Consider the following 25,971-nt stretch of genomic DNA (forward strand, 5'->3'; position numbering starts at 1 on the left):
CCCAGGTCCGCGCCGCCTCACCCCGCCACGGCGGTGAGGCGGCGCACCACCTCGTCCCGGCCCAGGGCGCGGGCCACGGCGGACAGGTCCGGGCTGCGGGTGGCTCCCGTGAGGGCGACCCGGACCACGTTCGCGACGGCCCTCGGCGGCCCCGCCCAGCGCCCCGGGTCCCGGCGCCAGGAGACCGTGTCCGGGGCGAAGCCGTGCCGTACGGCGATCTCCCCGAGCCGCGCGAACCACGCGTCGGGGGAGAGCGCGGCGAAGTCCGCGGCGATCCTCCGCACCAGCTCCGGGGCGAGACCGCCGTACCGGTCGTCCCCCGGCGCCGGAGCCCGACCGAAGAGCTCCGCGAAGAAGAAGCCGTACCGGTCGCGGAAGCACGACCAGCGCTCCAGGTCCTTGCGGGCGGGCGCGCCCTCCGGACGGCCCGTGGCCACCGCGGCGAGAGCGAGGTCCTCGTGGCGGGCGAGGACGGAGGCGAGCTCCGGGTCGTACTCCTCCGCCCAGGCGAGGAGCTGCGCGTACAGCTCGTCCGGGGGCAGTGAGGCGATGAACTCCCGGCTCAGGGAGTGCAGTTTGGGCAGGTCGAGCAGGGGGCCCGAGGGACGCATGCCGTCGAGCCGGACGTCGGCGCCGAGCGCCTCGGCGGTGGGGACGTCCATGAGCCGGATGTTGGCGAGGCCCCGCAGATAGTGCTGGACGGCGGCCGGCGGATAGCCGGCGGACAGGTAGTAGTCCACCGACGCCTCGGGGTCCTTGCGCTTGCTGAGCTTGCGGCGCGACGGCCCCTCCGCCTTCATGAGCGGGGCGAGGTGCGCGTACGCGGGCGGTTCGAAGCCCAGCGCCGTGTGCAGCTGCAGATGGACCGGGGTCGAGGACAGCCACTCCTCGCCGCGCACCACCAGCGTCACCCGCATCAGGTGGTCGTCCACGACGTGCGCGAAGTGGTAGGTGGGCAGCGGCAGTTCCTCCTGGGACGACTTGAGGAGGACGATGTCGTTGCCGTTGTCCTGCATGGTGACCGAGGCCCGGATGCGGTCCGTGAACCGGACCCGGCCGGGGAACTCGTACGGGCAGCGGAACCGCACCACGTACGGCTCGCCCGCCGCGAGGCGCCGCGCCGCCTCCTCCGGCGCGAGCGTCCGGCACGGCGCCCAGCGCCCGTAGTAGCCCAGCGGCGAGCGGCCCGCGCGCTGCTCCTCCGCGCTCCGGGCCAGGAGCTCCTTGCCGCAGAAGCAGGGGTACGCGCGGTCGCGGCGCAGCAGGTCCCGCACATGGGTGAGGTAGATCTCCCGGCGCTCCGACTGGAGGTACGGTCCCCACGCCCCGTCCCCGGCGACACCGCCCTCGTCCGGGGCGAGCCCGAAGGCCCCGAGCAGCCGCGAGAACTCCTCGGCCGCGCCCGCCACCTGCCGGGACCGGTCGGTGTCCTCGACGCGCAGCACGTGCGTGCCGCCCGACTGGCGGGCGAGCGCCCGCGCCACGGCCGCCGTGTAGAGGCCGCCGATGTGCAGGTGTCCGGTGGGGCTCGGGGCGAAGCGCGTGACCTCGGCGCCGTCCGGCAGGGCGCGCGGCCCGAACCGCCGCTCCCATTCGGCCGGTTCCGGGAGATCGGGCGGGAACATCGCGTTGATGACGGACAGGTCGAGCACGGTGGACTCCCTCCTGGGGTTCCTGGAGAGATCCACCGTAGGCCGGTGACCGGCCGATTCGAGGGGTGCGAGGGCGCGAGGCTGCGGAACTCCGAACTCTCTTGGGCGTTGTGGGCTGCGGGAGGCATGCCCGGTCAGTAGCGTCCCGAGGACCGTTCCGTACGACGACCACAGGGGGGTGTGATGGGCGGCACGCGCGCGGTGGGCCTGCTGGCACTGGGCTCCTTCGCCATGGGGACCGACGCCTACGCGATGGCCGGACTGCTTCCGGACATCGGCGCCGACCTGGACGTCTCCGTCTCCCTCGCGGGCCAGTCCGTCACCGCCTTCACCCTCTGCTACGCCCTGGCCGCGCCGCTCTTCTCGGCCGTCCTCGCCCGCTGGGGCACCCGGACCGTCCTCGTCACCGCGCTCGTCGTCTTCGTCCTCGCCAACGCCGGTACGGCCCTGGCCGGTTCGTACGCCGAACTCCTCGGCACCCGGGCCCTCGCCGGCGCCGGAGCGGGCCTCTTCACCCCGGCCGCGGCCACCGCCGCCGTCGCGCTCGTCCCGCCCGAGCGGCGCGGGCGCGCCCTCGGCCTGGTCCTCGGCGGGATGAGCGCGGGCACCGTGCTCGGCGTGCCGCTCGGGCTGCTCGTCGCGGCCGGCTCCGGCTGGCGGACGGCCCTGTGGCTGATCACCGTGCTCGGCCTCGCCGCGCTGACCGGCGTCGCGACGGCCCTGCCGCCCGTCCGGGGAGCCGCCGCGCCCTCGCTGCGGGCCCGGCTCGGCGCCCTCGCCCGGCCCCGCGTCGCCGTCGTCGTCGCCGTCACCTTCACCCAGACCGTCGCGAGCCTCGGGCTCTACACCTACCTCGAACCCGTGCTGCACCGAATCGCCGACGTGGACAGCGCGGTGCCGTACCTCTGGGTCTGGGGCATCGGCGGGGTCTGCGGCAGCTTCCTCGCCGGGACCCTCGTCGACCGCACCGGGCGGCCCGCCCGCCTCGCGGTCACGCTCCTCGGCATCCTCGGCGGCGCCCTGGCGCTGCTGCCGTGGACCGGCGCCGTGCCCGGCCTCGTCCTGCTGCCCCTCCTCGTCTGGGGCGCGGTCGGCTGGGCCTTCGTCGTCCCGCAGCAGCACCGGCTCCTCGCCGGGGACGGCTCCGGCGGCAGCGCGGGGGCCGCCGCCGTCGGCCTCAACAGCTCCGCCACCTACCTCGGCGGCGCCGTCGGCTCCGCGCTCGGCGGCCTCGCCCTCGCCCACGGGCTCGACGCCCGCCAGCTCCCGCTCCTCGCCGCCGGGGTCGCGCTCGCGGGAGTCCTCTTCCACCTCACCGTGGCCCGGGGGGTCGTCCGGCGCGACGCCCGCACCACGGACCATGCCCACGGGGCCGCAGCCGCCGGCACGGCCGCGGCTCCCGAAAGGAACGCCTCATGAAATTCGGCGTCAATCTGCCCAACTACGGGCCCGAAGCCACTCCCGACGCCCTCGCCGACTGGGCGCTGCGGGTCGAGGCGATGGGCTACGACTACGCCATGGTCTCCGACCACGTGGCGCTCACCCCGGACGTCCAGCACCTCTTCCCGGCCCCGTTCTACGACCCGTTCGCGACCCTCGCCTGGCTCGCCGGGGTCACCAGGACCGTGGGGCTCGGCACGACCGTGACGATCCTCCCGTACCGGCATCCCGTGCACACCGCCCGTGTCGCCGCCAACATCGACCGGTTCAGCAACGGCCGTCTGGTGTTCGGCGCGGCGGCGGGCTGGGCCGCCCGGGAGTTCGCCGTCCTCGACGTGCCGTACCGCAAGCGCGGCGCGATCAGCGACGAGTACCTCGCCGCGATCAAGGCCTGCTGGGCCGACGAGGTGGCCTCCTTCGACGGCGCCCACGTCTCCTTCCGCGAGGTCCACACCGGGCCGCTGCCCGTGCAGCGGCCCGGCCCGCCCGTCTGGGTCGGCGGCCACAGCTACGGGGCGCTGCGCCGGGCCGTCCGCCTCGGCGACGCCTGGCACCCCACGTCCGTCTCCGGCGACTGGCTCCTCGGCGTGGGGCTCCCCACGCTCCGTCAGGTCGCCGAGGAGCAGGAACGGCCCGTGCCCGACCTCGTTCCCCGGATCAAACTGCGCGTCACGCCCCGCCCGCTGGGCCCCGGACGGCTGCTCGGCGAGGGCACCCGGGCGCAGATCGCCGACGACCTCGGACTGCTCCAGGACCTGGGGGCGAGCGCCGTCGTCCTCGACCCCACCTACCCGGGCGACCGACGGGAGGCGGGACGCACCGCGCGGGACCTGGACGTCCTGGAGACACTGGTCAAGGAGGTCATCGACGTGGACACCGGCTGCGTACGATGACGAGACGCTGACACCGAGCCGTGGGGAGAGGGGGAGGGAGTGCGGGACGTGACCGATCTGGACCTGCGGAAGCTGCGCGTGCTCAGGGAGCTCAGCGAGCGCGGCACCGTCAGCGCGGCCGCCCGGGCCCTCCACCTCACCCCTCAGGCCGTCTCCCAGCAGATCAGCGCCCTGGGACGGGAGTTGGGCGTCCCGCTCACCGAACCGTCCGGGCGCCGGCTGCGCCTCACCGGCGCGGCGCGGATCGTGCTCCGGCACGCCGACGCCGTGTTCACCCAGGTCGAGCAGATGCGCGCGGAGCTCGCCGCCCACGAGAGCGGCGAGCGCGGCGAGGTGGCCGTGGCCGGGTTCTCCACCACCCTCTCGGCGCTGATCCTGCCCGCCGTGGCCCGGCTGCGGGAGACCCGGCCGCTGCTGCGGACCTCGCTCGCCGAGGTCGACCCGCCGGAGAGCTTCTCGCTGCTGCACCGCGGGGAGACGGACGTCGTCATCTCCGCGGACACCACGCACCGCCCGGGCCCGGGGGCCGACGACGGGCGCCCGGACGCGCGGTTCCACCGGGTCGCGCTCTGCGACGACCCGTTCGACATCGCCCTGCCCGAGGGGCACCGGCTCCTCGACAGCCCCCGGCTGCTCCTCGCCGACCTCGCCGAGGAGACCTGGATCTTCGCGACGACCGGCATGTGTCACGACATCGGGGTCGCCGCCTGTACGGCCGCCGGGTTCACCCCGCAGGCCTCCCACGCCATCGGCGACTGGGACGCCACGCTCGCGGCGGTGCGGCTCGGCCTCGGGGTCGCGCTCGTCCCGCGGATGGCCAAGCCGGCGCCGCGTCCCGAGGTGACGATCCGCGCGTTCAGCGAGCAGGCCCCGTCCCGCACGGTCTTCGCGGCCGTACGGGAGGGCAGCCAGACCTCCCCGGAGATCGCCGCCGTCCTGGACGCGCTCCGCACGGTGGCCCGGGCGGCCGTCGCCGCCTGACCTGGCGGAACGCGATTCGCCACGGCTCGTGGACGGTACCGTCCACGAGCCGTTGCTGGACCCGCCCGGCCACCGCTGCGAGGCTCGTTCCCGTACCGCGGACCACTTCGCGCGTCCCCCACCCCTCCTTCCTTCCCCGTTCGATCTCCCCATGCCTTCTCCTGGAGCAGGAACACCCATGTCCAAAGCCACGTACACGCGGCTGGCCGCGCTGAGCCTCATCTGGGGCTCCGTCTTCCTGTGGATCAAGATCGCCGGTTACGGCTTCTCCCCCGTGCAGATGGTGCTCATCCGGCTCGCCCTCGGCGCCGTCGTCATCCTCGCCATCGGTTACGCGAAGGGGCTCCGGCTGCCCAAGGAGCGCGCCACGTGGGGCCATCTGACGGTCGCCGCGCTGCTCGGCAACGCCGTCCCCTGGACCCTGTACGCCGAGGGTGAGATCGACGGCTCCAGCAGCGTCGCCGCCGTGGTCAACGGCAGCGCACCGATCTGGACCCTGGCCGCCGCGCTGCTCCTCGGCCAGGAGAAGCGGGTCTCCGGCTACAAGGCCGGCGGCGTGCTGCTCGGCCTCGGCGGCACCGCGCTCATCGCCTCCCCCTGGAACTCCGCCTCGGCGGGCACCGGTTGGAGCATCCTCTGCTTCGTCCTCGGTTCGATCAGCTTCGGCGCCAGCTTCGCGTACATGGGCAAGTTCCTCGTGGGCAAGGGCATCCCGCCGCTGATGCTGGCGGGCGGGCAGCTCAGCGTGGCGACCGTGCTGCTCCTCGCGGCCTTCCCGTTCCTGGGCCTCCAGACCGTGACCTGGCGCGCCGACTCGGTGATCTCGGTCCTCGTCCTGGGCGTGGTCTGCACCGGCTTCGCCGCGCTCCTCAACTTCGAGCTGATCATCAAGGACGGGCCCACCGTGGCCTCGACCGTCACGTATCTGATGACCGCGGTGGCCGTCGTGCTCGGTGCCGTCGTGCTGCGCGAGCCGCTCGGCTGGACCGTGTGGCTGGGCGCGGTGGCGGTGCTCGCCGCCACGGGTCTGCTCCGTCGCAAGCCCCGCCCTGCGGCGGAAGCGGCCGCGGAACCAGCCGCCGAGGCGGCAGCCGAACCGGCTTCCGGGGCGGCGCCCGTACCGGCGCCGGCGGCGGACCGTCCTTAGCGGCGTCGAATTTCGGCAATGCAAGGCGAAACCCGGCCGTTCTCGGCGGCCGGGCGTAAGCCGTTCCCGCACGGCCCCGACCCATGAAATGCCGGGCCGCCGTCCGCAACATTGTGTTCATTCAATGGGCGGGTGGTGGATGGTAGCGTCGCAAGTGGAAACACCCGGCCTTAATGGGGGAGTCGTACGTGGCTTTTGTGGTCGAACTCGTTTTCCGAGGCAATGAGACGGACCGGTTGAGTTTCGGAGAGGCGCACCGGACCTACTGGAAGAAAATGGCCGCGCGCGGCATCCTGCTCGGCGGTGGACCCTGGCGGGACGGCACCGGGGAGTTCCTGGTCTGTGAGGCCCCCGACCGCCGCACCCTCTTACGGGTGCTCTACGCCGACCCGTACGCACAGGCGCAGGTCATCGGCGAGCTGAGGGTCCGGGAATGGAACGCCGTCATGGGGCACGTGGTGCTCGCCGGCCTCGAACGGTCCACGGGCGGAGCCGGGACCCACGAGCGAATACGCGGGGGCGTGCCGGCCCCCGCCCTGCCGCCCGCCCCGCCGAGCGCCCGTGAGGAGCTGACCGCCCACGAGCGGCGCATCGCCACGATGATGCTCGACGGCCTGACCAACAAGCAGATCGCGGAGTCCTTCACGGTCTCCACCCGGGCCGTGGAGCTGCACATCACCCGGATCTACCGGAAGCTCGACATTCGCAGGCGTGCCCAACTGGCCGCTGCCATCGACCGGTTCGAAGCCGCGCTGGCCTGCTGATCCGCACCTCCGCACGCACACACCGATGATGGGAGTCACCATGCCGCTGGTCGAGATAACCGTTCCCGAGGGCACCCTCTCCGAGGCCGCCGCGGAGGTCCTGCAGCAGCAGGTCGCCGACTCCGTGCTGACGGCCATGGAGCTGCCCGGCACCGAGTTCTTCGCCGCCGCCACCTGGGTGTACGTCCGCGAGGCCGCCAAGGGGCTCGCGACCACGGGCGCCGGCCGGCCCCCGGGCGTACTGGTCGTGGTCACGCCCCTGGAGGGCTTCCTCACCCCCGAGCGCAACGAGGCGCTGTCCGCCGAGGTCACCCGGCACGTGCACGAGGCGACCGGGCCCGACACCGTCGTCTGGCTCGTCGTGAACGAGATTCCGGAGGGGAACTGGGCCGTCAACGGCGCGCTGACCCGCCGGGCGAAGATCGACGAACTCGTCGCCGAGGCCGCCACCGGCAGCTGAATTCCGCATTCCTCCCGGCCGCGGCGCCGCACCGTATTCACGGTGCGGCGCCGTTCGCATTTCCGGGGCCAGGCGTCCTGAAAGGGGTGCGGATTCCCGTATCGATGTACGGTTCGCCCCGCCCGTACGGTGATGTCAATGGCACCGACGGATGGGAGAGACTCGCTCATGGCTCTGCAATCGGCGCCGCGACTCGGTGTGGTGGTTCCGTCCGGGAACGCCGCCGCCGAACCCGAGATCGGCAGCCTCGTAAGCCCCGCATTAAATGTCCACACTTCGCGATTCCCGGTACTTCCCGGAAAAGACCTGCGCGGTCGTCTCGAGAAGTACAACGACGTGCTCCCCGAAGTTCTGGGGAATTTCGGCGGACTGCGCCTCGACGCGGCCGTCGTCTCCTGCACCGGATCGCATTACCTGCTCACGCCCGAAGGCGACCGCGCGCTCTGCGCCGAGCTCTCCGAGAGCGTCGGGGCGCCCGTGCGGTCCGCCGCCCTGGCCATCCTCGACACCGCGCGGGCCGTGGGCGCCGAGAGCCTGGTCCTCGTCTCGCCGTACGAGCCGTGGCTCACCGAACTCTCCCACGCCTACTGGGAGTCGGCAGGGCTCAAGGTCGACCGGATCGTCAAGATCAGGGCCGGCGCACGCTTCTCCCCGTACGACGTGACCACCGACGAACTCGTCGCCCAGGTCCGCGAGGCCGAACTCCCCGAGGACGCCACGCTGCTGTTCACGGGCACCGGCATGTTCACCTTCGACGCACTCGCCGAACTGGGCCGGGACAACGGGCGCACCCTGCTCACCTCCAACCTGGCCAGCGCCTGGTGGGCCCGGGACACCCTCGGCCTCCCGGCCGACGGACCGGACGCGCACCCGCTGCTCCGCCGGCTCGCGGAGCGGACCGCCGCCGTGGCCGTGTCGTGAGCGGCCGCCCGGCGGAGCACGGAACGGTCGCCGTCGCCGGCGCGGGGCCGGTCGGCCTGACCGCCGCGCTCGTCCTCGCCCGCGCCGGGGTCCCGGTGACCGTCCTGGAGTCCCGGAGCGAACTGGCCACCGAGTCCCGCGCCTCCACCTTCCACCCCGCCACCCTCGACCTGCTCGACGAACTCGGCGTGGCGGCCGCCCTGCGCCGCCAGGGCCGCACCGTCGACCGCGTCCAGTGGCGCGACCTGGACGGCGGCGTGCACGCCGAGCTGGACTACGCCCTGCTCACCGGGCACACCGGCCACCCGTACCGGCTCCACGTCGAACAGGCCCGGCTCACCCCGCTGCTGCTCGACGCGCTGACCGCGACCGGCCTCGCCGACGTACGGTTCGGGGCCACCGTCACCGGCGCCGAGCAGACCGCGGGCGGGGTGCGGCTGCGCACCGAGGACGCGGCGGGACGGGCGACCGTCACCCACCACCCGTACGTCCTGGCGGCCGACGGCAGCCGCAGCAGGCTCCGCGACATCGCCGGGCTGCCCGGCACGGCCGAGGAGTACCCGGACTACGCGCTCCGCGTGGTCACCGACACCCCGCTCGACGCACTGCTCCCCGGGATGGCCGCGCTGACGTACGTCCGCGACCCGCGAGGCTCGGTCAGCGTGCTCGGGATGCCCGACCACTGGCGGCTCATCTTCCGGATCCGGCGCGGGACGCCCCGCGACGAGGTCCTCGCGCCGGAGGCCGTACGCGCCCGGGTCGACCTGGCCCTGCCGGGCGGCGCCGGACGGGCCGTACGCGTCACGGACGCGCACACCTACCGGCTCGCGCGGTTCCTGCTGCCGCGCTACCGGGACGGCCGGGTCCTGTTCGCCGGGGACGCGGCCCACCTCACCTCCACCGCCGGCGGCCTGAACATGAACTGCGGTCTCCACGACGCCGTGGAGACCGCCCGGGCCCTCGCCGACGTCCTGCGGACGGGAACGGGCGACGAGACCCCCCTCGACACGGCCCTCGGCCGGCGCCGCACCGTCGTCGAGACGGCGGTCCTGCCGCGCAGCGAGGCCCGCACCGCCGGTCTGGACAGCCCGGCCGAACTCGCCGCCCGGATCGACGGCCTGCGGCGCACCGCCGCGGACCCCCGCGCGGCCACCGACTACCTGCTCAAGGCCTCACTTCTCGACGTCGCACCACGACCCCTGAAAGGTGACGCACATGCGGATCTGGTTTCACAAGCACACCGTTGAGGGACGCCTGCCGCTGCTCGACCAGTGGTACCGCGAACACCTCGACGCGATCGCCGCTCCCGGCACCACCGTCGACATCAAGACCCTGCCGGCCGACACCTACCCCGACCGCACCCCCTTCGGGCTCGTCGGCCACCACTCCGCCCAGGTGCTCTTCAGCCGGCACTTCTCCGAGTCCGCACTCGTCGCGGAGCGGGAGGGCTACGACGCCTGGGTGATCGCCGCCGGCCAGGACCCCGGCCTGCGCGACGCCCGCCACCTCGCCTCCATCCCCACCCTCGGCTACGGCGAGACGGCCTTCTTCCTGTCGGCGCTCACCGGCCAGCGCTTCGGCGTCCTCGGCTTCATGCCGCCCCTCGAGGAGCCCATCAGGGCCAACATCCGCCAGTACCGCCTGGAGTCCTCGCTCAGCTCGTACGAGGTCGTGCCCGGCGGCTGGGACTCCGTGCACCGGTCCCTGGAGGGCGACTTCGACGAGTTCGTCGAGATCTACTCGGCGGCCGCCCTGCGCGCCGCCAAGGCCGGGGCCGAGGTCATCATCCCCGCCGAGGGCATCCCCAACGAGATCCTCTGGCACCTCGGCATCCACGAACTCCACGGCCTGCCCGTGATCGACCCCGCCGGACTCGCCGTGAAACTCGCCGAGACCCTCGTCCAGCTGGGCGAGCTGAAGCTCTTCCAGCGCAGCGGCCACGGCTACTGGTTCAGCCGCCCCGACGAGCCCGTCGCCAAGCACCTGGAGCAGGTCTTCCTCGGCTCGGCCCTCTAGGAGATGCCGTGTCCGCAGGACCCGCCGTGTCCCCGGCCCGGTCCCGGGCCCTCCGCGCCCGGCACCACGCCCCGCGCCCGTACCCCCACCGTCACGCACCGCACGCCGCCACGCCTTCGAGGGAGTCACGCCCATGACGTACGACGCCTACGGCCGCAACACCGCGGCCACCGACCCCGCCGCCCCCTACTACCGCCCGCGCCGGCTCCGCCGCACGCCCGCCCTGCGCCGCTTCGCCGCCGAGACCCGCGTCGGCCCCGCCAACCTCGTCCAGCCCCTCTTCCTCCGCGAGGGCCTCACCGAACCGCGTGAGATCCCCTCCATGCCCGGCGTCTTCCAGCACACCCGCGACACCCTCCGCAAGGCCGCATCCGAGGCCGTCGCCAACGGGGTCGGCGGACTCATCCTCTTCGGCATCCCCGAACACAAGGACCCCACCGGCACCGGCGCCGTCGACCCCGACGGCATCCTCCAGGTCGCCCTGCGCGACGTCGCCGCCGAGGTCGGCGACTCCACCGTGATCATCGGCGACATCAACCTCGACGAGTACACCGACCACGGCCACACCGGCGTCCTCGACGCCGACGGCGACGTCGACAACGACGCCAGCATCGAGCTGTACGCCCAGGCCGCCGTCGTCCAGGCCGACGCCGGCGCCCAGATCGTCGCCCCCAGCGGCATGATGGACGGCCAGGTCCGCCGCATCCGCGAGGCCCTCGACCGGGCCGGACACCAGTCCGTCGCCATCCTCGGCTACTCCGCCAAGTACGCCTCGCACTTCTACGGCCCCTTCCGCGACGCCGTCGAGTCCACCCTGCGCGGCGACCGCAAGGGCTACCAGCAGTTCCCCGGCAACATCCGCGAATCCCTCCTGGAGGTCTCGCTCGACGTCGCCGAGGGCGCCGACCTCGTCATGGTCAAGCCCGCCCTCGCCTACCTCGACATCGTCCGGCTCATCGCCGACCACGTGCAGGTGCCCGTCTCCGCCTACCAGGTCTCCGGCGAGTACTCCATGGTCGAGGCCGCCGCCGCCAAGGGCTGGATCGACCGCGACCAGGTCGTCCGGGAGAGCCTCGCCTCCATCCACCGCGCGGGCGCCACCCAGATCATCACCTACTGGGCCTCCGAGTTCGCCCAGACCCTGGACCGGTGACCCGGTGACCTCGTCCTCCACCATGCTGGTCCTCGGCATCAGCCATGCCAGCGCCCCGCTCGACCTCCTGGAGAGACTCGCCGGCACCGACCGGCCCGCCGAGGACCTCGTCTCCGACGTGACCTCCGTCGACGGCATCGACGCCGCCGTCGTCGTCTCCACCTGCAACCGCCTGGAGATCTACGCCGAGACCCGCGGCACCAACCCCGACCCCGCCGAACTCGGCGACCTGGGCGAGCTGTTCGCCCAGCACACCGGCGTCGACCGCGCCGAGATCGCCCCCCACCTCTACAGCCACCACGCCGACGGAGCCGTACGCCACCTCTTCGCCGTGGCCTCCGGACTCGAATCGGTCGTCGTCGGCGAGGACCAGATCCTCGGCCAGGTGAAACTCGGCCTCGAACGGTCCCAGCGGCTCGACCGCACCGGCCGGGTCCTCGCCAAGGCCGTCCAGACCGCCCTGCGGGTCGGCAAACGGGCCCGCAACGAGACCGGACTCAACGAGGCCGGCCGCTCCCTCGCCACCGCCGGACTCGGCTTCTTCGAGCGCCGGGTCGGCTCCCTGCACGGCAAGACGGCCCTCGTCATCGGCGCCGGAGCCTTCGCCGGCGTCGTCGTCGCGGCCCTGCGCCGCTCCGGCCTCGACCGGGTGCACGTCGCCAACCGCACCCCGGAGAAGGCCCAGCGCCTCGCCGAGACCACCGGGGGAGTGGGGTACGACCTCACGGACCTGCCCCGGCTCCTCACCGAGGTCGACGTCGTCGTCGGCGCCACCGCCGCCACCGGCCACCTCGTCACCGCCCGGGACGTCGAGGAGGCGCTCGCCGCCCGCGACGGCCGCGAACTGTTCCTGCTCGACCTGTCGCTGCCGCACAACATCGCCCCCACGGCCGCGGAACTGCCCGGCGTCACCTTCGTCGACCTGCGCCGCATCGCGGAGGAGGGCCAGGAGGACGAGATCTCCGCCGCCAGCGTCCAGGCCGCGCACGAGCTCATCGACGCCGAGGTCGAACAGTTCCGCACCGGCCTCCGGCTCGCCGGCGCCAAGCCCGTCCTCACCGCCCTGCGCACCGCCGCCACCGAGGCCGCCGAGGCCGAGCTCGACCGGCTCGCCCGCCGCCTCGACGGGCTCGACGGCGCCGCGCGGCAGGAGATCGGCCGCAGCGTCCGCCGCATCGTCGACAAGGCCCTGCACCAGCCCACCGTCCTGGTGCGCGAGCTCGCGGCCGACCCGGACGGCGCCCGCCACATCGCCGCCTTCACCCGCCTCTTCGCCGCCGCCGAGTCCACCGACGGCGCCGACCGGACGAACGACCCGAACGAGAAGAAGATCGAGGCCATCGCATGAGTGACATCTCGGCCCTCTGGGAAGCCGAATCCATCGCCGTCATCGGCGCCAGCGAGCGCCCCGGCGCCCTGGGCCGCAAGCCGCTCGACTACCTGCTCCGGTACGGCTACAAGGGCCGCATCCTGCCGGTCAACCCGCGCTCCCCGGAGATCCTCGGCGTCCCCGCCTACCCCAGCGTCAAGGACGCCCCCGGCCCCGTCGACCTGGCCCTCATCATGGTCTCCGCCGAGCGGGTCCCCGGCGCCGTCGACGACTGCGTCGCCGCCGGCGTCAAGCTCGCCGTCATCGCCTCCTCCGGCTTCGCCGAGACCGGCGAGGACGGCGCCCGCCTCCAGGCGGAGGTCGTCGCCAAGGCCCGCGCCGGCGGCCTGCGGATCATCGGCCCCAACTGCATCGGGGCCGTCGCCTACGAGAACCGGGTCCTCGCCACCTTCAGCCCCCTCTTCGGCGCCGAGTCCGTGCCCTTCGAGCCCGGCACCCTCGCCTTCGTCAGCCAGAGCGGCGCCCTCGGCTTCGGCGCCGCCAGCCTCGCCCTGGAGCGGGGCCTGCGCCCCGGCTGGGTCGTCAGCACCGGCAACGACGCCGACGTCACCGCCCTCGAAGTCCTCCGCGAACTGGCCACCGTCCCCGAGGTCACGGGCCTCCTCGGCTACCTGGAGGACACCCCGGACATCGGGACCCTCCGCGAGCTGGCCGGCTCCGGCAAGCCCGTCGCCCTCCTGAAGTCCGGCCGTACGGAGGCGGGGGGCCGCGCCGCCGCCTCGCACACCGGAGCCCTCGCCACCGACGACCGGGTCCTCGACGCCGCCCTGCGCGGCCTCGGCATCGTCCGCGTCGACGACATCGACGAACTCCTCGACGTGGCGCGGGTCTTCGAGTCCGAGCGGCGCCCCACCGGCAACCGCGTCGCCGTCGTCACCACCTCCGGCGGCTCCGGCATCCTCGCCGCCGACGCCGTCGAGGCCCACGGCCTGGAGCTCAGCGCCCTGGAGCCCCGCAGCAAGGAGGCTCTCGCCGAGATCGTCCCCGCGTTCGGCGCCATCGACAACCCGGTCGACATCACGGCCACCGTCCTCAGCGACCCGTCCCTGTTCGACCGCTCCCTCGACGTCCTGATCGCCGACGAGACCGTCGACATCATCGTCGCCGCCTTCTGCGTGATGGCGGGACCGGACGTCGAGAAGGCCGTCAACGCCCTCTCCCGGGCCGCCGTGAAGGGGGGCAAGCCCATCCTCGTCGCCCGCACCGGAGCCGACTTCCTCGCCCCCGACGCCCCGCGCGACCTGCGCGAGGCCGGCCTCCCCGAGTACCCGACGCCGGCCCGCGCCCTGCGCGCCGCCGCCGCCCTCTGGGAGGTCAGCCGCCCCCGCACCCTGCCGGAGGCCCCGCGCCCCGGCACCGTGCCCGGCCCGGGCGCCGACGCCACGGAGCCGCAGCTCAAGGCGCTCCTCGCCGAGGCCGGGATCGCCGTGCCCCAGGGCCGCCTCGCCACGAGCGCCGAGCACGCGGCGGCGGCCGTCACCGAGGCCGGCGGCACGGCCGTGCTCAAGGCCGTCGTCCCCGGCCTGCTGCACAAGACGGAGGCCGGCGGCGTCGAGATCGGCGTCACCGCCGACACCGCGCCCGAGGCGTACGACCGGCTCGCCGCGCTCGGCGGCCAGGTGCTCGTCGAGGAACTCGTCGGAGAGGGCGTCGAGTTGATCGTGGGCGTCCACACCACCGACCTGGGCCCGGTCCTCACCGCCGGTCTCGGCGGGATCTTCACCGAGGTCCTCGACGACGTCGGCCACCGGCTCCTGCCGCTCGCCCCGGGCGAGGGCGCCGAGCTCCTCGCCGGGCTGCGCGGCTCGAAGATACTCGCCGGCACCCGCGGCCGGGACGCCGTGGACGTCGAAGCCGCCGCCGCACTCCTCCACAAGGTCGGCGACCTGGTCCAGGACTGGCCGGCGGGCTTCGCCCTCGACCTCAACCCGGTGCGGGTCCTCACGAAGGGCGCGGTCGTCCTGGACGCCGCCCTCAGCTTCGAGTCCGCCGAGGAGGCCGCGCGATGAGCGCAGGACAGACGAACAGCGAGGCCCTCTTCGAGCGCGCCCGCAAGGTCACCCCCGGCGGAGTCAACTCGCCCGTCCGCGCCTTCGGCGCCGTCGGCGGCACCCCCCGCTTCATCGCCTCCGCCGAGGGCCCGTACCTCACCGACAGCGACGGCAACGAGTACGTGGACCTCATCTGCTCCTGGGGTCCGATGATCCTCGGCCACCGGCACCCGGCCGTCGTCGAGGCCGTCACCCGGGCCCTGGAGCGGGGCACCTCCTTCGGGGCGCCGTCCACCGGCGAGGTCGAACTCGCCGAGGAGATCGTCGACCGCGTCGCCCCGGTCGAGCAGGTCCGCCTGGTCAGCTCCGGAACCGAGGCGACGATGTCCGCGATCCGGCTCGCACGCGGCTTCACCGGCCGCAGCAAGATCGTGAAGTTCGCGGGCTGCTACCACGGCCACGTGGACGCCCTGCTCGCCTCGGCCGGCTCCGGCCTCGCGACCTTCGCGCTGCCCGACACCCCGGGCGTCACCGGCGCGCAGGCGAGCGACACGATCGTCCTGCCGTACAACGACCTGCCGGCCGTCGAGAAGGTCTTCGCCGAGATCGGCGGCGAGATCGCCGCCGTCATCACCGAGGCGGCCCCCGGGAACATGGGCGCCGTCCCCCCGCTGCCCGGCTTCAACGCCGGCCTCAAGGAGATCACCGCCCGCCGCGGCGCGCTGTTCATCTCCGACGAGGTCATGACCGGCTTCCGCGCCAGCCGCTCCGGCTGGTACGGACGGGACGGCGTCGCCCCCGACCTGCTGACCTTCGGCAAGGTCATGGGCGGCGGCTTCCCGGCGGCCGCCTTCGGCGGACGGGCGGACGTCATGGCCCACCTCGCCCCGGCGGGCCCCGTCTACCAGGCGGGCACCCTCTCGGGGAACCCGGTCGCCACCGCCGCGGGCCTCGCCACCCTGCGGCACAGCACCCCCGAGGTGTACGAGCGGCTCGACCAGGTCTCGACCACGATCGGCGCCGAGGTCTCCGCCGCCCTCGCCAAGGAGGGCGTCGCGCACCGGCTGCAGTACTCCGGCACCATGTTCTCGGTCTTCTTCGGCGAGGACGAGGTGGTGGACTTCGACGGCGTCCGCGCCACCGAGGCGTACCGCTACACCCCGTTCTTCCACGAACTGCTGCGGCAGGGCGTCTATCTGCCGCCCTCGCCGTTCGAGGCCTGGTTCATCTCGGCCTCGCACGACGACCGGGCCGTGAGCCGGGTGGTCGAGGCGCTCCCGGCCGCGGCGGCGGCCGCGGCGGCGGCGAAGAGCTGACGGCACATCGGAAAGGGAAGAGCCCCCGTGGACCACGGGGGCTCTTCCCTTTTCCGGTTCCGCGTGTCAGCCGGCGAGATCGATCCGCACCTCGACGTTCCCCCGGATCGCCCTCGAGTACGGGCAGCGGCCGTGGGCGGCGTCGGCGAGCCGCCGGGCCTCGGCGGCGTCGAGCCCGGGCAGCTCGACGGTGAGGACCACCGACAGGTGGAAGCCGCCCTCCTCCTTGTGCAGCGCCACCTCCGCGGTCACGGTGTCGTCCGACAGCGCGGTCCTGGACTCGCGCGCGGAGACCCGGAGCGCGCTGTGGAAGCAGGCGGCGTAGCCGGCGGCGAAGAGCTGCTCGGGGTTGGTCGCGGTGCCGGAGCCCCCTACGGCCTTGGGGCTCGACAGCGGCAGGTCGAGGAGCCCGTCGGAGGAGCGCACGGCGCCGTTGCGCCCGTCCCCGGTGGAAGCGACCTCGGCGGTGTAGACGACGGCCATTTCATGCCTTTCGAAAGGGGCGAAGGGGAATTCCCCCAGTCTCCGGCGCCCCCGAATTCCCGGCGCTACGGATCTCCGCAGTCCTTTCCGGGACGTCGCCGAATAGCGTGTGAAGCCTCACCGACGCATGAATTCAAGGGAGTTGGCCATGGCCGGACCGCTGACCGGAGTACGCGTACTGGAATTCGCGGGCTCGGCGCCCACCGCGTTCGTCGGCACCGTCCTGTCCGGTCTCGGCGCCGATGTCGTACGCGTCGACCGGGCGCCCGCCACCGCACCCGGCCCCGACGCGGAGCGCCCCGCGGAGAACCCGCTCTCCCGCGGCCGCCGTTCGGTCGCCCTGGACCTCAAGAGCCCCGAGGGCATCGAAGCGGCGCTCCGGCTCGCCGAGCACGCCGACCTCCTCGTCGAGGGCTTCCGGCCCGGTGTCGCCGACCGCCTCGGCATCGGCCCCGAGGCGGCCCTCGCCCGCAACCCGCGCCTCGTGTACGGGCGGCTCAGCGGCTGGGGCGGCCAGGGCGAGTGGGCCGGGCGCGCCGCCCACGACCTCGCGGTCCTCGCCCTCACCGGCGCACTCGACACCGACCCGGCGACCGGGGCGCCGGTGCCGCCCCCGACCGCGTACCTCTCCAGCTTCGCCGGCGGCGCCAACGCCCATGTGCACGGGCTGCTCGCCGCGCTCCACGAGCGGGAGCGCTCCGGCCGGGGCCAGGTCGTCGACACCGCGCTCGCCGACGGCGCAGCCCTGATCGCGACCCTGATCCACCAGTGGCGGGCCGTCCCCGGCAACCACACGGTGACCGACGCCCCGCACTACTCCTTCTACGCGGCCGCCGACGGCCTGCACCTCGCCGTCGCCGCCATCGAACCCCGGCTCTACCAGAACCTCCTGGAGCAGCTGGGCCTCTCGGGCGACGACGGTCTTCCCGACCGAGCCGACCCGGCCGCCTGGCCCGAGCTCCGTGCCCTGATCGCCGCCCGGTTCGCGACCCGCGACCGCGCGCACTGGGTCAAGGTCTTCGACGCCGTGGACGCCGGAGTGGCCCCGGTCCTGACCGCCGCCGAGGCGGCCGAGCACCACCAGCTGGCCGCGCGCGGGGCCTTCGTGGAGGTCGGCGACAGCCTCCAGCCGGCCCCCGCCTCCCGCTTCGGCCGCACCCCGGCCGGGGCGCCGGGCCGCGCCCCGCTCCCCGGCGAGCACACCGACGAGGTGCTGGCCGCATGGGCTCAGGCCTCCAGGTAGCGCAGCACGGCCAGGATCCGGCGGCTGTAGCCGTCGGTCCGGTGGAGCTCCAGCTTGTCGAAGACGGCGTTGAGGTACTTCTCCACCGCGCTCAGCGAGAGGTGCAGCTGCCGCGCGATGGCCGCGTTCGTGTACCCCTGGGCCAGCACCTCCAGCACCTCCCGCTCGCGCGGGGTGAGCCGGGCCAGGGGGTCTGCGTGCGTGCTGCGCACGACGAGCTGGTGCACGACCTCCGGATCGATCGCCGCCCCGCCCGCGTGGATCCGTTCCAGCGCGTCGAGGAACTCCTCGACCTGGGCCACCCGGTCCTTGAGGAGGTAGCCGACCCGTTCCGCGCCGGCGGTGAGCAGCCGGGCCGCGTAGCTGCGTTCGACGTACTGGGAGAGCACGAGCACCCCCGTCTCCGGCAGCCGCTCGCGGATCTCCACGGCGGCCCGCAGCCCCTCGTCGGTGTGGGTCGGCGGCATCCGGATGTCGGCGACCACGACGTCCGGGCGCCGCGCCGCCACCTCGTCGACGAGGCCCTCCGCGTCGCCGAACGAGGCGAGCACCTCGTGGCCCTCCTCGACGAGCAGCCGCACCAGGCCCTCCCGCAGCAGGGTCGAGTCCTCGGCCAGGATCACGCGCACGGCAGCTCCGCGACAAGAGTGGTGGGTCCCCCGAGGGGGCTTTCGACGTGCAGGGTCCCGTCGAGCGCGGCGACCCGGCTGCGCAGCCCGGTGAGCCCGCTGCCGGCCGGGTCCGCGCCGCCCCGGCCGTCGTCCTCGACCCGCACGGTGAGCAGCGGGCCGGCGCGGGTCACGCGCACGGAGACGGCGGAGGCGGAGGAGTGCTTGGCGGCGTTCGTGACGGCCTCCGAGACCACGAAGTACGCGGCGGCCTCCACCGGCGGCGGCAGTGGCGCGTCCCCCGCCTCGAACCGGACCCGCAGCGGGATCCCGCAGCGCTGCGCCACCCCGCCGAGCGCCTCTTCCAGTCCGAGGCTGTCGAGGGCCGCGGGGTAGACCCGCCAGGCCACGTCCCGCAGCTCGGCCAGCACGTCCTGGGCCTCCGCGTGGGCCTGCCGCAGCAGGGCGTCGGCCTGTTCGGGGTCGCGCGCGCGACCCCGGCGCGCCCGGCCGAGCAGCATGGCCAGGGCCACGAGCCGCTGCTGGACGCCGTCGTGGAGGTCGCGTTCGATCCGCCGCCGCTCGGTGTCGACGGCCTGGACCACGGCGGCCCGGCTGAGCGCGAGTTCGTCGATGCGCCGGCGCAGCAGCTCCTGCTCGGAGGGCCCGAAGCACGCGCGCGCGAGGCGGGCGTCGAGCGCGCTCAGCGCGTACAGGCCCTGGACGTCCAGGAAGAGCAGGACGCCGCCGAGCAGGAGCTGGGTGAGGAGTTCGGTCCAGCCGAGCGAGCCCCGGACGATGCCCCGGACGAGCAGGACGGCCAGGACCTCGCCGAAGACGAGGAGCCCGAGGACGATCCCGGACACGAGACCGGTGCCGACGCGGGCGGCGAGGTACCGCAGGAGACGCCGGTCGGGGACCTCGTACGGACCGGGGAAACGGTCGCCGAAGAAGACCGAGCGGCGGCTCCGCTCCAGGGCCACCAGCCGCCGGCCCCCGGCCATCAGGACCTCTCGCGCGCGGGGCCGGGTGCGGGGCCACAGAAGGAACGGGCCGAGCAGGGCTCCGGCGGCCAGGAAGAACAGGGCGCCGAGGAGGGCGCTCAGACAGCCGAGCAGCACACCCGCCAGCCGCCGGCCCGCCCCGACCTCCTCCTCGTCCCCTCGCACGGTCCCGGAGCCTAGTTCCGGCTCCTGCCCCGGACAAGATCGTCCGTACGGTACGGGGAACGGCCCCCCGCTCACGGGGTACGGCGGTGCTGGGCGCGCCCCCGGTCGTGGCCGGCACCCCGCCCGCGCCCCCGGAGGCGTACGGCGAGGAACGCGGCCAGCGCCACCACCACGAGCACCAGGACGATCCTGGACAGCACGCCCACGTACCCCTCGACCAGGTCCCAGCGGTCCCCGAGCCAGTAGCCGGCCATCACGAGCACGCTGTTCCACAGGAGACTGCCGAGCGTCGTGAGCGTGACGAAGACGTGCATCGGCATCCGCTCGACGCCCGCCGGGACCGAGATGAGACTCCGGAAGATCGGCACCATCCGGCCCAGGAACACCGCCTTGGTGCCGTGCCGGGCGAACCACCGCTCGGTGCGCTCCAGATCGGAGACCTTCACCAGCGGCAGCCGGGCCCAGAGCGCGTGCATCCGCTGCCGTCCGAAGAGCGCGCCGATCCAGTAGAGCGCCACCGCCCCGACCACCGAACCCAGCGTCGTCCAGAACAGCGCGGACGCCAGGCTGAGTACGCCCTGCCCGGCGGCGAAGCCGGTCAGCGGCAGGATCACCTCGCTGGGCAGCGGAGGGAAGAGGTTCTCCAGCGCGATGGCGAGCCCGGCACCGGGCCCGCCCATCGTGTCGACGAGCCCGGCGGCCCACCCGGCGAACCCGTCGGCGGGCTCCCCGGCCAGGGCGAGGGGCAGGGTCGGATGAGAGACGAGCACAGGGGGTCTCCAAGGGACGAGCAGGCTTCCCGAGGCGGTCGCCCCGGCACCCCTCCACGCTAGAAATCCCAGCTCCGCCCCGGTACGAGGCTTCCCGCCCGGCCCCCCTGCGGAAAACCGCAGGGTGCCGGGCCACCGGGATCAGGCCCCGGCGCGGAACGGGCCGTGGAGCGCGGCCCACTGGAGCAGCATGACGGTCTTCGCGTCGGCGATCCTGCCGTCGCGGACCATGGCGAGGGCTTCGTCGAAGGGGAGCTCGACCGTGGTGATGTCCTCGCCCTCGGCCGCGACACCGTGGGCGTCGCCGCGGGAGTGCGCCCGGTCGTACGGAGCGGCGAAGAAGTGCAGGCGCTCGGTGACCGAGCCGGGACTCATGTAGACCTCGAAGACCCGCTCGGGGACGCCGATGAGGTGCCCGGTCTCCTCCTGGGCCTCGCGGCGGATCGCCTCCTCGGGGCTCTCGTCGTCGAGGAGGCCCGCGGCGGTCTCGAGGAGCATGCCGTCGGGGTGTCCGTTGACGTAGGCGGGGAGGCGGAACTGGCGGACCAGCAGCACGGTGCGGCGCACGGTGTCGTGGAGCAGGACGGTCGCCCCGTCACCGCGGTCGTAGGTCTCGCGCTGTTCGCGGCTCCAGTGCCCGTCGCGGTGCCGCTGGTCGAAGCTGGTCTTCCGCAGGACGTACCAGTCGCAGGACAGCACCTCGACGTCGCGGATCCGCACGTCCGGGTTGCCGGTCAGGTCGCGGCCGTGCCGGTCGAGCCCGGTCCGGCCGCGGCGGTCGGGGGTGTCGATGCCGGCGGTCACCGGGCGGCCGGGACGTCGGCGATGTCGCCGTAGACGGCCGAGCCCCGCGCGCGGGCCAGGGCGACCATCCGGTCGGCGCCCTCGGAGGGGCCGCTGATCCGCAGTACCGCGTCGCAGCGGGACAGCAGCCGTTCGGCGACGGGGTGGAAGATCTCGTCGAAGAGCGGCTCGCCGGGGAGGGCGCCGCCGGCCGTCTCCAGGAGCGGCAGCGCGAGGGCCTCGCCGGTCACGGGCAGGTGCCCGGCGCGGAAGAGCACGAGTGCGGCCTCGTTCATGGCCCGCACGTGGGCGGCCAGCTTGTGGGGGTCGTCGCCGGTGCCGGACCGGTAGGGGCCGGCGACGAGGATCATCAGGGGCCGGGGTGCGGGGATCACGACCGCATCACTCCTTGCTCAGGGGTACGGGTACGGGGCGGGGGCGGGGACGGCCGGGGTGCGTCCCGGCTCAGGCGAGCACCGTCTCGACACCCGCGTCGCGCAGGGCCTCCAGGGTCCGGGGGCCACCCGGGTGGGTGGCGGGGTCCCCGGCGGCCCGGTCGGTCACGAACCGGTCCACCGCGTCGAGAGGAGCGACCCTGCTGAACGCGCGCACGCCCAGCTTGGTCGCGTCCGCGACCGCGACCGTGCGGGCGGCCCGGTCGAGTCCGGCCTGCTTGACGGCCGCGTCGTCCAGGGAGAACTCCGACCAGCCGTGCTCGGCGTGCACCCCGCCGATGGACATCACGAAGCAGTCGAAGGCCAGGGCTTCGAGGGTGCGCAGCGCGAGCGGGCCGACGAGGGAGCGCTCGCCGGGACGGGACCGGCCGCCCACGACGAGGAGTTCGATCCCGGGCCGGTCGGCCAGGGCCACGGCCGCCTGGAGACTGAGCACGGCGACGGTCAGCGGGCCACGGGCGGCGAGGTGCTCGGCGACGTGCACGGTCGTGGTCCCCGCGTCGAGGAGCACGCGCGAACCGGGCTCCACGAGCGCGGCCGCGGCCGCGCCGAGACGGTCCTTGGTCGTGGCCTGCCACGGCTCCCGGGCGGCGAACCCGGCCTGTTCCTCACGTGCGCGCGTGGCGACGGCGCCGCCGTGCACCCTGCGCACGAGCCCCTGGCGCTCCAGCGCGTCGAGGTCCCTGCGGACGGTCATCTCGGAGACTCCCAGGCGAAGGGAGAGCTCCGACACGGAGACCCGGTCGGAGCCCTGCACCAATCGCAGGGTCAGGTCCAGACGATTGGCGACACCCATGCGCCCCTTTCTATCACTCCGATGTCCGAATGAACATCGGCATGTGCGAATGAGAGCGTGCGGTGGAGTTCCCGCCTCCGGGCCGACGGGACGGGGCGGTCCGCCGGACCGCCTACCCTTGGACGCATGACGAGCAGCAGCGACCGGAGCACCGCAGTGAGCGTTGACGGCACCAAGACCTACGAGATCCGCACCTATGGGTGCCAGATGAACGTCCACGACTCCGAGCGGCTCTCCGGTCTGCTGGAAGAGGCGGGTTACGTCCGGGCCCCCAAGGGCGCGGACGGCGACGCCGACGTCGTCGTCTTCAACACCTGCGCGGTCCGCGAGAACGCCGACAACAAGCTGTACGGCAACCTCGGCCGGCTCGCCCCCATGAAGACCACGCGCCCCGGCATGCAGATCGCCGTCGGCGGCTGTCTCGCCCAGAAGGACCGCGACACCATCGTCAAGAAGGCCCCCTGGGTCGACGTGGTCTTCGGCACCCACAACATCGGCAAGCTGCCGGTCCTCCTGGAGCGCGCCCGCGTGCAGGAGGAGGCGCAGATCGAGATCGCCGAGTCCCTGGAGGCCTTCCCCTCCACGCTGCCGACCCGCCGCGAGTCCGCCTACGCCGCCTGGGTCTCGATCTCCGTCGGCTGCAACAACACCTGCACCTTCTGCATCGTCCCGGCCCTGCGCGGCAAGGAGGAGGACCGCCGGCCCGGCGACATCCTCGCCGAGATCGAGGCGCTGGTCGCCGAGGGCGTCTCCGAGATCACCCTGCTCGGCCAGAACGTCAACGCGTACGGCTCCGACCTCGGCGACCGCGAGGCCTTCAGCAAGCTGCTGCGCGCCTGCGGCCAGATCGAGGGCCTGGAGCGCGTCCGCTTCACCTCCCCGCACCCGCGCGACTTCACGGACGACGTCATCGCGGCCATGGCCGAGACGCCGAACGTCATGCCGCAGCTGCACATGCCCATGCAGTCCGGATCGGACACGATCCTGAAGGCGATGCGCCGCTCGTACCGGCAGGAGCGCTTCCTCGGCATCATCGAGAAGGTCCGCGCCGCGATCCCGCACGCGGCGATCTCCACCGACATCATCGTGGGCTTCCCCGGCGAGACCGAGGAGGACTTCGAGCAGACGATGCACGCCGTGCGCGAGGCCCGCTTCGCGAACGCCTTCACCTTCCAGTACTCCAAGCGCCCCGGCACGCCTGCCGCCGACATGGAGGGACAGATCCCCAAGGAGGTCGTCCAGGACCGCTACATGCGCCTGGTGGCCCTCCAGGAGGAGATCTCCTGGGAGGAGAACAAGAAGCAGGTCGGCCGCACGCTGGAGGTCATGGTCGCCGAGGGCGAGGGCCGCAAGGACGGCGCCACCGACCGGCTCTCGGGCCGCGCCCCCGACAACCGGCTCGTCCACTTCACCAAGCCGGACGAGGACGTCCGCCCCGGCGACGTCGTCACCGTCGAGATCACCTACGCCGCCCCGCACCACCTGCTCGCCGAGGGCCCGGTCTCCTCGGTCCGCCGTACGCGCGCGGGCGACGCCTGGGAGAAGCGCACGGCCGCCCCGAAGCCGACGGGCGTCCTCCTGGGCCTCCCCCAGATCGGCGCCCCGGCCCCCCTCCCGCCGATGGAAACCCCGGCCTGCGGCACGCACTGACGCCACGCCTCCGCCGGGCGACACCCCACCGCCCGCGCCCGGGCCGGGGCGGTGCCGCCCGCGCGGGGCGGCGCGTCGGCCGTGCCGTGTGGGCCGTCGCCCACCCCCGTGTGCCCACCCGTCCCGCAGGGCGGGACGGGTGGGCACACGGGACGGCGCGCTTGGCGGGCGCCTCGGCTCCCTGTGCCCGGACCCGCACCACCAGGTGCCGTCACCAGGGGTGCGGGGGCAGGCCCGTAAGCCTCCGGCACCGGCAAGGGCAACGGACGGGGCGCAGCCCCGACGACGGCCGCCCCGAGCCGCACCCGGACCACGCCGGCGTCGCACAGTAGGCTGCCGATCATGCTTGTCGCCGCAGCCGTCACCCCCTGCCCGCCCCTCCTCCTCCCCTACGTCGCGACCGGCGCCGCCCCCGAGCTGGACGCCGCGCGGGCGGCCTGCGCGGACGCCGTCGGGCTGCTCGCCGCCGCCCGCCCGGACCGGCTGTACGTCGTCGGACCCGCCGACGAGGGCGCGCAGGGCGTCTTCCCGGCCGGCGCCCGCGGCTCCTTCGCCGGATTCGGCGTCGACCTCGACGTACGGCTGGGAGAAGGCCCGGACGGCGACCGCCCCCTGCCTGCCTCCCTCGCCGTCGGCGCCTGGCTCCTGACCCGCGCCGCCTGGGCCGACGCCCCGATCGAGGGCCTGGCCGTGGCCGGGGCGACGACGGCGGACGACTGCGCCGCGTCCGGCCGTGAGCTCGCCGCCTCCGCCGAGCGCGTCGCCCTCCTGGTGCTGGGCGACGGCAGCGCCTGCCGGACCGTGAAGGCGCCGGGCTACCTGGACGAGCGGGCCGCCGGCTTCGACGCCGAGGCCGCCCGGGCCCTCGGCACGGCCGATGTCGCTGCGCTGCTCGCGCTGGACGCCGGGCTCGCGGCGGAGCTGCGGGCGGCCGGCCGCGCCCCCTGGCAGGTCCTGGCGGGCGCCGCCGAGGGCGCCGGGCTCGACGGCCGCCTGCTCTTCGAGGACGCCCCGTACGGCGTGGGGTACTTCGTGGCGGCCTGGTCCTGAGCAGCCGCGGGCACGAGAACGGCGGACGGCCGCGGAGCGCGATGCTCCGCGGCCGTCCGCCGTGCGGAGGGACCGACGGTGGAACCGCCGGGTGGGGTGACGCCGTTCGTCAGGCGGCCGGCGGCGGCGTGGCGCCACCGCTCCCGGGCGTGCCGTCGTCCTTGTGACCGTGACCGATCCGGTCGATGGCGTCCTTCGCCTTGCCGGTACCGGACTGGATCTTGTCGCTGTACTTGCCCTTGGTCTTCTCGTCGACCATCTTCGCGGCCTTGTCCAGACCGTGGTCGATCTTCTCGCCGTGCTGCTGCGCGAGGTCGGCGACCTTGTCCTTGGCCGGGGCGAGCTTGGCCTTCAGCGAATCCAGGAGACCCATGGGGCACCTTCCCTCCGCGGACCCCGGGGGTCCGTGTTCCGTGTCGCGTTCCGTGTCCTGCTTCTGCCCCCAGGACCCCGGGGGGCTACCTGCGGGCGCCGTCGCCCGCCTCGTTGTCGGCGGCGGCCTCGGCCGACTGCTGCTTCGGGATCTCCACGGACTCGGCGGCCGCGCCGGCCGTCACCTCGCCCGTCTCGACGTCCTCCGCACCGTCCGTGCCGTCCGCGACGCCGGTCCCGTCCTCCACCGGAGCCTTCGGGGCCTCCGCCGTGAGGTCCGCCCCGGCTTCGGTCCCGGCCCCGGTCTCCTCGGCGGAGGTTTCGACCGCGTCCTGCTTCTTACGGCGAAACATTGCAAAAACGCCCATATTCACTCCATAGCGTACTCGGATGGGAGGGGTTCCGTGATGTTCGACGGCCGGAATCCGCGGTGATCGACGGTCGGAACCTCGCAACAGGCAACGAACC

General features: G+C 73.9%; 26 protein-coding genes. 16 read left to right on the forward strand and 10 right to left on the reverse strand.

Translation table 11 applies throughout. From position 1 onward, the window contains the following. Positions 1-17 precede the first annotated feature (17 nt). Positions 18-1,652 carry a glutamate--tRNA ligase gene (locus ACN9MM_RS28720; protein ID WP_426366582.1) on the reverse strand — a complete coding sequence of 545 codons (1,635 nt, stop codon included), beginning with the start codon at positions 1,650-1,652 and terminating at the stop codon, positions 18-20. Positions 1,653-1,835: 183 nt separating this feature from the next. On the opposite strand from ACN9MM_RS28720, the gene ACN9MM_RS28725 reads away from it, so the two are divergent. The 13 genes from ACN9MM_RS28725 to hemL all read left to right on the forward strand — a co-directional run bounded on the left by ACN9MM_RS28725 (position 1,836) and on the right by hemL (position 16,124). Then, positions 1,836-3,071: an MFS transporter gene (locus ACN9MM_RS28725; protein ID WP_426366583.1), complete on the forward strand. Its 1,236-nt coding sequence runs from the start codon at positions 1,836-1,838 to the stop codon at positions 3,069-3,071. Continuing rightward, the gene (locus ACN9MM_RS28730; protein ID WP_426366584.1) at positions 3,068-3,985 is read left to right on the forward strand and encodes a TIGR03619 family F420-dependent LLM class oxidoreductase; all 918 of its coding nucleotides are present in this window, start codon (positions 3,068-3,070) and stop codon (positions 3,983-3,985) included. The genes ACN9MM_RS28725 and ACN9MM_RS28730 overlap by 4 nt, the downstream gene beginning before the upstream one ends. A gap of 39 nt (positions 3,986-4,024) precedes the next feature. After that, complete coding sequence (locus tag ACN9MM_RS28735) at positions 4,025-4,966, forward strand: LysR family transcriptional regulator (protein ID WP_426366585.1); 942 nt, start codon at positions 4,025-4,027, stop codon at positions 4,964-4,966. 178 nt (positions 4,967-5,144) lie between these two features. Then, positions 5,145-6,113: a DMT family transporter gene (locus ACN9MM_RS28740; RefSeq protein WP_426366586.1), complete on the forward strand. Its 969-nt coding sequence runs from the start codon at positions 5,145-5,147 to the stop codon at positions 6,111-6,113. A 236-nt stretch (positions 6,114-6,349) separates the two neighbouring features. Beyond that, complete coding sequence (locus tag ACN9MM_RS28745) at positions 6,350-6,877, forward strand: LuxR C-terminal-related transcriptional regulator (protein WP_426366587.1); 528 nt, start codon at positions 6,350-6,352, stop codon at positions 6,875-6,877. A gap of 25 nt (positions 6,878-6,902) precedes the next feature. Then, entirely contained in the window at positions 6,903-7,337 is a 435-nt protein-coding gene (locus ACN9MM_RS28750) for a tautomerase family protein (protein ID WP_426366588.1), read from the forward strand. Between the two features lie 336 nt (positions 7,338-7,673). Further along, on the forward strand, positions 7,674-8,258 hold the full coding sequence (locus ACN9MM_RS28755; protein WP_426366589.1) for an arylmalonate decarboxylase: 585 nt from the start codon (positions 7,674-7,676) through the stop codon (positions 8,256-8,258). Continuing rightward, positions 8,255-9,505 carry an FAD-dependent oxidoreductase gene (locus ACN9MM_RS28760; protein ID WP_426366590.1) on the forward strand — a complete coding sequence of 417 codons (1,251 nt, stop codon included), beginning with the start codon at positions 8,255-8,257 and terminating at the stop codon, positions 9,503-9,505. Before ACN9MM_RS28755 ends, ACN9MM_RS28760 begins: the two co-directional genes overlap by 4 nt. Then, positions 9,474-10,274, forward strand: a complete 801-nt coding sequence (locus ACN9MM_RS28765; protein ID WP_329857293.1) for an aspartate/glutamate racemase family protein — start codon at positions 9,474-9,476, stop codon at positions 10,272-10,274. The genes ACN9MM_RS28760 and ACN9MM_RS28765 overlap by 32 nt, the downstream gene beginning before the upstream one ends. Positions 10,275-10,407: 133 nt before the next feature. Then, a complete protein-coding gene (hemB, locus tag ACN9MM_RS28770) occupies positions 10,408-11,427 on the forward strand; it encodes a porphobilinogen synthase (protein WP_426366591.1) in 1,020 nt (339 codons plus the stop codon). A 4-nt stretch (positions 11,428-11,431) separates the two neighbouring features. Then, positions 11,432-12,775, forward strand: a complete 1,344-nt coding sequence (gene hemA / locus ACN9MM_RS28775; RefSeq protein ID WP_426366592.1) for a glutamyl-tRNA reductase — start codon at positions 11,432-11,434, stop codon at positions 12,773-12,775. Next, positions 12,772-14,826, forward strand: a complete 2,055-nt coding sequence (locus ACN9MM_RS28780; protein ID WP_426366593.1) for an acetate--CoA ligase family protein — start codon at positions 12,772-12,774, stop codon at positions 14,824-14,826. Before hemA ends, ACN9MM_RS28780 begins: the two co-directional genes overlap by 4 nt. After that, on the forward strand, positions 14,823-16,124 hold the full coding sequence (gene hemL, locus ACN9MM_RS28785) for a glutamate-1-semialdehyde 2,1-aminomutase (RefSeq protein WP_426366594.1): 1,302 nt from the start codon (positions 14,823-14,825) through the stop codon (positions 16,122-16,124). Before ACN9MM_RS28780 ends, hemL begins: the two co-directional genes overlap by 4 nt. A 66-nt stretch (positions 16,125-16,190) precedes the next feature. Here hemL and ACN9MM_RS28790 read toward each other — a convergent pair whose 3' ends face one another. Further along, positions 16,191-16,607, reverse strand: a complete 417-nt coding sequence (locus ACN9MM_RS28790) for an organic hydroperoxide resistance protein (protein ID WP_426366595.1) — start codon at positions 16,605-16,607, stop codon at positions 16,191-16,193. Between the two features lie 148 nt (positions 16,608-16,755). Here ACN9MM_RS28790 and ACN9MM_RS28795 point away from each other — a divergent pair, with 148 nt between their 5' ends. After that, positions 16,756-17,850, forward strand: a complete 1,095-nt coding sequence (locus ACN9MM_RS28795; protein ID WP_426366597.1) for a CaiB/BaiF CoA transferase family protein — start codon at positions 16,756-16,758, stop codon at positions 17,848-17,850. On the opposite strand, the gene ACN9MM_RS28800 is transcribed toward ACN9MM_RS28795, so the two are convergent. From ACN9MM_RS28800 to ACN9MM_RS28825, 6 genes are all read right to left on the reverse strand, one after another. Further along, a complete protein-coding gene (locus tag ACN9MM_RS28800) occupies positions 17,835-18,479 on the reverse strand; it encodes a response regulator (protein ID WP_426366599.1) in 645 nt (214 codons plus the stop codon). The two genes, ACN9MM_RS28795 and ACN9MM_RS28800, sit on opposite strands and share 16 nt — an antisense overlap. Further along, positions 18,470-19,627, reverse strand: coding sequence for a sensor histidine kinase (locus tag ACN9MM_RS28805; RefSeq protein WP_426366600.1), 1,158 nt, complete (start codon positions 19,625-19,627; stop codon positions 18,470-18,472). The genes ACN9MM_RS28800 and ACN9MM_RS28805 overlap by 10 nt, the downstream gene beginning before the upstream one ends. A 71-nt stretch (positions 19,628-19,698) precedes the next feature. Further along, positions 19,699-20,397, reverse strand: coding sequence for a DedA family protein (locus ACN9MM_RS28810; protein WP_426366601.1), 699 nt, complete (start codon positions 20,395-20,397; stop codon positions 19,699-19,701). Between the two features lie 141 nt (positions 20,398-20,538). Beyond that, positions 20,539-21,201 carry an NUDIX domain-containing protein gene (locus ACN9MM_RS28815; RefSeq protein WP_426366602.1) on the reverse strand — a complete coding sequence of 221 codons (663 nt, stop codon included), beginning with the start codon at positions 21,199-21,201 and terminating at the stop codon, positions 20,539-20,541. Beyond that, entirely contained in the window at positions 21,198-21,551 is a 354-nt protein-coding gene (locus tag ACN9MM_RS28820) for a DUF4406 domain-containing protein (protein ID WP_426368851.1), read from the reverse strand. The genes ACN9MM_RS28815 and ACN9MM_RS28820 overlap by 4 nt, the downstream gene beginning before the upstream one ends. A gap of 94 nt (positions 21,552-21,645) precedes the next feature. Then, on the reverse strand, positions 21,646-22,431 hold the full coding sequence (locus ACN9MM_RS28825; RefSeq protein ID WP_426366603.1) for a DeoR/GlpR family DNA-binding transcription regulator: 786 nt from the start codon (positions 22,429-22,431) through the stop codon (positions 21,646-21,648). A 126-nt stretch (positions 22,432-22,557) separates the two neighbouring features. On the opposite strand from ACN9MM_RS28825, the gene miaB reads away from it, so the two are divergent. Together miaB and ACN9MM_RS28835 are read left to right on the forward strand one after the other, a co-directional pair. Further along, complete coding sequence (gene miaB / locus ACN9MM_RS28830; RefSeq protein WP_426366605.1) at positions 22,558-24,081, forward strand: tRNA (N6-isopentenyl adenosine(37)-C2)-methylthiotransferase MiaB; 1,524 nt, start codon at positions 22,558-22,560, stop codon at positions 24,079-24,081. Positions 24,082-24,423: 342 nt separating this feature from the next. Further along, positions 24,424-25,131 (forward strand): class III extradiol dioxygenase subunit B-like domain-containing protein, encoded by a 708-nt coding sequence (locus ACN9MM_RS28835; RefSeq protein WP_426366606.1) that lies wholly within the window; start codon positions 24,424-24,426, stop codon positions 25,129-25,131. Between the two features lie 109 nt (positions 25,132-25,240). Here the strand turns inward: ACN9MM_RS28835 and ACN9MM_RS28840 are convergent, their stop codons facing one another. Together ACN9MM_RS28840 and ACN9MM_RS28845 are read right to left on the reverse strand one after the other, a co-directional pair. Next, positions 25,241-25,504, reverse strand: coding sequence for an antitoxin (locus ACN9MM_RS28840; RefSeq protein WP_426366607.1), 264 nt, complete (start codon positions 25,502-25,504; stop codon positions 25,241-25,243). A gap of 85 nt (positions 25,505-25,589) precedes the next feature. Further along, positions 25,590-25,871 carry a hypothetical protein gene (locus ACN9MM_RS28845; RefSeq protein WP_426366609.1) on the reverse strand — a complete coding sequence of 94 codons (282 nt, stop codon included), beginning with the start codon at positions 25,869-25,871 and terminating at the stop codon, positions 25,590-25,592. Positions 25,872-25,971 lie beyond the last annotated feature (100 nt).

The sequence above is a fragment of the Streptomyces sp. E-08 genome, assembly GCF_049913095.1.
GTDB lineage: Bacteria > Actinomycetota > Actinomycetes > Streptomycetales > Streptomycetaceae > Streptomyces.

Excerpts from the sequence above, each read along its gene's own strand:
- ACN9MM_RS28725 (WP_426366583.1), top strand. The coding sequence starts at position 1,836 with ATGGGCGGCACGCGCGCGGTGGGCCTGCTGGCACTGGGCTCCTTCGCC.
- ACN9MM_RS28730 (WP_426366584.1), top strand. The coding sequence starts at position 3,068 with ATGAAATTCGGCGTCAATCTGCCCAACTACGGGCCCGAAGCCACTCCC.
- ACN9MM_RS28740 (WP_426366586.1), top strand. The coding sequence starts at position 5,145 with ATGTCCAAAGCCACGTACACGCGGCTGGCCGCGCTGAGCCTCATCTGG.
- ACN9MM_RS28750 (WP_426366588.1), top strand. The coding sequence starts at position 6,903 with ATGATGGGAGTCACCATGCCGCTGGTCGAGATAACCGTTCCCGAGGGC.
- ACN9MM_RS28765 (WP_329857293.1), top strand. The coding sequence starts at position 9,474 with ATGCGGATCTGGTTTCACAAGCACACCGTTGAGGGACGCCTGCCGCTG.
- hemB (WP_426366591.1), top strand. The coding sequence starts at position 10,408 with ATGACGTACGACGCCTACGGCCGCAACACCGCGGCCACCGACCCCGCC.
- ACN9MM_RS28780 (WP_426366593.1), top strand. The coding sequence starts at position 12,772 with ATGAGTGACATCTCGGCCCTCTGGGAAGCCGAATCCATCGCCGTCATC.
- hemL (WP_426366594.1), top strand. The coding sequence starts at position 14,823 with ATGAGCGCAGGACAGACGAACAGCGAGGCCCTCTTCGAGCGCGCCCGC.
- ACN9MM_RS28790 (WP_426366595.1), bottom strand. The coding sequence starts at position 16,607 with ATGGCCGTCGTCTACACCGCCGAGGTCGCTTCCACCGGGGACGGGCGC.
- ACN9MM_RS28795 (WP_426366597.1), top strand. The coding sequence starts at position 16,756 with ATGGCCGGACCGCTGACCGGAGTACGCGTACTGGAATTCGCGGGCTCG.
- ACN9MM_RS28820 (WP_426368851.1), bottom strand. The coding sequence starts at position 21,551 with ATGATCCTCGTCGCCGGCCCCTACCGGTCCGGCACCGGCGACGACCCC.
- ACN9MM_RS28825 (WP_426366603.1), bottom strand. The coding sequence starts at position 22,431 with ATGGGTGTCGCCAATCGTCTGGACCTGACCCTGCGATTGGTGCAGGGC.
- miaB (WP_426366605.1), top strand. The coding sequence starts at position 22,558 with ATGACGAGCAGCAGCGACCGGAGCACCGCAGTGAGCGTTGACGGCACC.
- ACN9MM_RS28835 (WP_426366606.1), top strand. The coding sequence starts at position 24,424 with ATGCTTGTCGCCGCAGCCGTCACCCCCTGCCCGCCCCTCCTCCTCCCC.
- ACN9MM_RS28840 (WP_426366607.1), bottom strand. The coding sequence starts at position 25,504 with ATGGGTCTCCTGGATTCGCTGAAGGCCAAGCTCGCCCCGGCCAAGGAC.
- ACN9MM_RS28845 (WP_426366609.1), bottom strand. The coding sequence starts at position 25,871 with ATGGGCGTTTTTGCAATGTTTCGCCGTAAGAAGCAGGACGCGGTCGAA.